The organism is Streptomyces sp. LS1784 (assembly GCF_020103755.1).
In the GTDB taxonomy this organism is placed as follows: Bacteria; Actinomycetota; Actinomycetes; order Streptomycetales; family Streptomycetaceae; genus Kitasatospora.
This window is the reverse complement of record NZ_JAHSQD010000663.1, coordinates 1-4,080: the sequence shown is the minus strand read 5'-3', so window position 1 is coordinate 4,080 and position 4,080 is coordinate 1. Positions and strand designations below refer to the sequence as shown.

5 protein-coding genes are annotated in these 4,080 nt (G+C 74.1%); 3 read left to right on the top strand and 2 right to left on the bottom strand.

Annotated features, from left to right (window positions below; translation table 11 throughout):
• On the top strand, window positions 1-1,137 hold a 1,137-nt coding region (locus tag KS423_RS40065; protein WP_224284653.1), incomplete at its 5' end, for an alpha/beta hydrolase family protein.
• Window positions 1,138-1,152: 15 nt separating this feature from the next.
• Here KS423_RS40065 and KS423_RS40060 read toward each other — a convergent pair.
• Window positions 1,153-1,647 carry a MarR family transcriptional regulator gene (locus KS423_RS40060; protein ID WP_224284652.1) on the bottom strand — a complete coding sequence of 165 codons (495 nt, stop codon included), beginning with the start codon at window positions 1,645-1,647 and terminating at the stop codon, window positions 1,153-1,155.
• A 99-nt stretch (window positions 1,648-1,746) separates the two neighbouring features.
• On the opposite strand from KS423_RS40060, the gene KS423_RS40055 reads away from it, so the two are divergent.
• Complete coding sequence (locus KS423_RS40055) at window positions 1,747-2,130, top strand: hypothetical protein (protein WP_224284651.1); 384 nt, start codon at window positions 1,747-1,749, stop codon at window positions 2,128-2,130.
• 527 nt (window positions 2,131-2,657) lie between these two features.
• A complete protein-coding gene (locus KS423_RS40050; RefSeq protein WP_224284650.1) occupies window positions 2,658-3,434 on the top strand; it encodes a hypothetical protein in 777 nt (258 codons plus the stop codon).
• A gap of 143 nt (window positions 3,435-3,577) precedes the next feature.
• Here KS423_RS40050 and KS423_RS40045 read toward each other — a convergent pair.
• On the bottom strand, window positions 3,578-4,080 hold a 503-nt coding region (locus tag KS423_RS40045; RefSeq protein ID WP_224284649.1), incomplete at its 5' end, for a hypothetical protein.

Here is a 4,080-nt window from a genome sequence, read left to right as displayed (position 1 = left end):
CTCGGGACGGCGCTGGCGGCCACCGCGGCCGGCGCCGTCGCCGTGCCGGTGCTGAGCGGGATCACCGACCCGATCCCGTTCGGGGTGTGGCTGTGGAGCGGGGTGGCGGTCACGGCGCTGTGCGTGCTCGGGTTCGGCTGGCGCGGCGCCCGGTGGTGGCGGCGGGCGCTGGTGGCGCCGACCGTGCTGCTGGCGCTGTTCTGCGCGGCGAACAGCGTGAACATCGCGACCGGCTACTACCCGACCCTGGGAGACGCGATCGGTGAGCTCGGCGGGCAGCCGCTGCCGGACCAGATCACCCTGGACGAGCTCGGGTCGGTCCACGGCAGGACCGGCACCGGCCGCATCGTCCAGGTCGACATACCGGACACCGCCAGCGGCTTCGCCCACCGCCAGGAGCTGGTCTACCTCCCGCCCGCCTGGTTCCGCAGCCGGAACCGGCCCAGGCTGCCGGTGCTGGAGATGATCGGCGGCGAGTTCGCGGCGCCCGACAACTGGATCCGCTCGGGCAACGCCGTGAAGACCGCCGACGCCTTCGCCGCCCGGCACAACGGCTTCGCGCCGATCCTGGTCTTCGTGGACGCCACCGGCGGCTTCCGGGTGGACACCGAGTGCGTGGACGGCCCGCACGGCCACGCCGAGAGCCATCTGCTCAGGGACGTCCCGCCGTTCGTCCAGAAGACCTTCAACGCCGCCACCGACCCGCACAGGTGGGGCGTGGCCGGCTGGTCGATGGGCGGCACCTGCGCGTTCGACCTCACCGTCGAGCACCCGGACGTCTTCACCCACTTCGCCGACTTCTCCGGCGACAAGGGTCCGTCCATCGGCGACCGGGACCACACCGTCCAGGAGCTGTACGGCGGCGACGCGGCCGCCTGGGCCGCCCACGACCCACTGACCGTGCTCGCCCACCACCCCAGGTACCAGGGTGTCTCCGGCTACTTCGCCCAGGGAAACGAGGAGCACGGCCAGATCGAGTCCGCCAGGGCCCTGGAGACGGCGGCCCGGAAGGACGGCATCCGGACCGTGAACGCGGTCGGCTCCGGCGGGCACACCTGGCAGACCGGTTCCGCGGCCTTCGCCCAGGCCCTCCCCTGGCTCGCCCAGCAGCTCGGCGTCCCGGGCACCCACGCGTAACCGCCCCCCGAGAGGTCAGTCCCGTTCCCGCCCCACGGCCTCCTCGTACGCCAGCAGCGTGTCCACCACCAGGCGCCGCTGCGCCGCGCTGAGCGGCCCGAGGGCCGTGCGCCAGGCGGCGGCCCCCGGGGCGAGCCAGGCCTCGATGGCGGGCAGCCGGGCGGAGGCGATCGCGACGATGCGGCGCCGGCGGTCGGCCTCGTCCTCGCGCCGCTCCAGGATGCCCTGCCGGCTGAGGTCGCCGACCATCAGGCTGACCGTGGTGGGGGCGACCTCCAGTCGGGCGGCGAGGTCGTTGACGCCCATCGGCCCGTCCAGCAGCAGGCAGGCCAGCAGCGACAGGTGACGGGGCGCCAGCGCGAAGCCGAGCAGCGGTTCGGGGACGGGAATGCGCTTGGCCCGCCCGACCAGCCGGGGCATCAGCAGCAGCATCGACCGTACGGCGTCGTCGAGCTCCTCCCCGTTCGACGGCTGCCGCACGTCGCGCGGTTCACTCTCGGGCGTTGACATCGCACACCCCTTCCCAGTTACCTTTGATAGCAAAGCTGTTTTACGTGCAAAGCAAACCTGCCAGCCCATGGTACGAACCGAGCCGAACGGAGCTCCACCATGCCGCACCTGAGCCTGCACATCCGCGAGGAGTCCCTCGACCCCGACGTCGAGCGGTCGCTCATCGCCGGCCTCACCGAGGCCGTCGCCACGGTCTTCGGCGAGCAGTTCCGCCCCCTGGTCGCGGTCGAGCTGATCGGGGTCCCGCAGCGCCGCCGGGGCATCGGCGGGCTGCCGACCGACGAGGTCGCGCCGGTGGTCACGCTGAGCATGCGGGAGGCGGCCTACCACCTGCCGCAGGTCCCGGACGCGCCCGCGCGTCTGGTCGCGGCGGCCACCGGGGCGATCGCCGGCGTGCTCGGCGAGGCCGTCGGGCAGCAGACCGTGGTCACCCTCGACGGCGTTCCGGCGGGCCGCTCCGGCCTCGGGGGCCGGGTCGGCTGACCGCATCCGTTCCGACCGGCCGCCCGCACCGGCCGCGAACGGGGAGGCCCCGGGCGCCGAGGGTCTCCCGCCCCCGCACGTTCCGAGAACGTCGCACGAGCCCGGCGCACCTGCCCCCACCAGCCCGGATGCGCCGCCCCGGCCCGCGCACGGACGCGAAGGCACGCTCCAGGAATCCCCCACACACCCTCCACGCCCGTTCACATCGGCCCCACAAGCCCCATCGACCCCAAAGGGAATCCGGGCCTCCGGCCGGAACCCGGCTTGGCGACCGGCGCTCCGGTGGCATAAGTTTCGACCGCCGTCGGCATGCCATCGGCCCTGACCACCCCTCAATCCCGGGGCGGGCGGCCGGGCGAGGAGCACGACGGCCGTACGCAGAGGGGGGAGGAGCTGCCATGCCGCATGCCCGCGACCACGGGTCGACCGGGCGGCGAGGACGGACGGACGGCGCCGCGCACCAGCGGCCCACGGCCGGTGCGCGCCCGACCCCGACCAACGCCACCGGACACCCGAGGAACCGTCAGTTGCGCACCACCAGACTCGCCACCGCCACCGCCGCAGCCCTCGTCTGCCTGGGCGCGCTCAGCGCCTGCGGCCCGGACAACGGGAGCCAGGACGCCGGGAAGACCGCCGCACCGGCCGGGGCCGCCGGCACCACGCCCAGCACCAACCCCACCAAGCCGGCCGGCTCCGACAAGGGCATCCCGGACAAGGCCTGGATGGACACCAAGAGCATCCCGATGGACGAGAGTTACCACTACACGCCGCTGGCGGCCAACGCCAAGCCGGTCTCCGGCCCAGTCCAGTTCAAGGGCATGGAGCTGTGCCGCGCCGCGATCGCCAAGGACGACGAGCCGCTGTTCACCGGCGCCGCCGCCGCGAAGGCCTCGGTCGGCTTCGACGGGGACCGCTGGGCGGCCCAGCAGACCCTGCTGTTCCACGGTGACCCGACCCGCAGCAGCGGCACCAAGCAGACCACCAACCTGGCCGAGGGCCGCCTGACGGAGGCGCTCAAGTCCTGCGCCAAGACCGCGCCCGGCGCCACCGTGAAGGTCGACAGCGCCCCGGACGCCCCCTACTTCGCCGCCGTGCTGACCGTCCCGCAGGCCGACGGCAGCACCGTCACCCTGCACGAGTACGTGGTCAGCGACGGCGGTGCGGTCAGCGAGCTGGCCGTCTGGGCCACCACCAAGGCCGGCGCCCAGCCGAAGGACGCCTGGAAGGCCCCCGAGGACAGGTTCGTCGGCACCGGCATGACGGCGCCGATGTGCGAGGCCCTTCCGGGCTGCGACGGGCACTGACCCCCGGCGGGCACCGCACCTCGCGGGCGCCCGGACACCGCACGGCGGGGTACCCGCCCACACAGACGGCCGCCCGGCCCGTCCGGCACAGGGGACCGGACGGCCCGGGCGGCACTGTCACGCCGGCTCCCGGGGAGCCGGCCTCACAGCCCCAGGACGCCGAGCGCGGTGGTCCAGTCGTTCGCGATCGCGCTGCGGGCGTCGTCGAGGCCCACCCGGCCGTTGCACACCGCGTTCTTGAGCTTGGTCTCGACGGAGTCCTTGCTCTGCGCCGGCTGGTTGCCGTAGCGCGGCTCGGGCCACAGGTTGGCCGGGTCGCGCGGGGCGCCGCCGAGCTCCAGCGGAACGAGGTGGTCCTCCTCGTAGTCCGCCGTGCTGGTGTCCGCGTAGCCGTAGGCGGCGATCTGCTGCACCTTCAGCGGGTTGGTGTAGCTGGTCGGCGGGCGGACGGTGGCGGTCCAGCCCGAGACGCAGATGGTCTGCCCGATGGTCGCCTGGGTGACGTCCGGGTTGTACGCACCGGGGGTGCAGTACGGGTCGGGCAGCGGCAGGTACGCCTGCGAACAACTCGCCGCGAGCGTACGGGGCTCGGCGGTGGCACCGTGGGCCGGCGCGGCGGCCTGCGCGGTGCCGGCGGCGAGCCCGG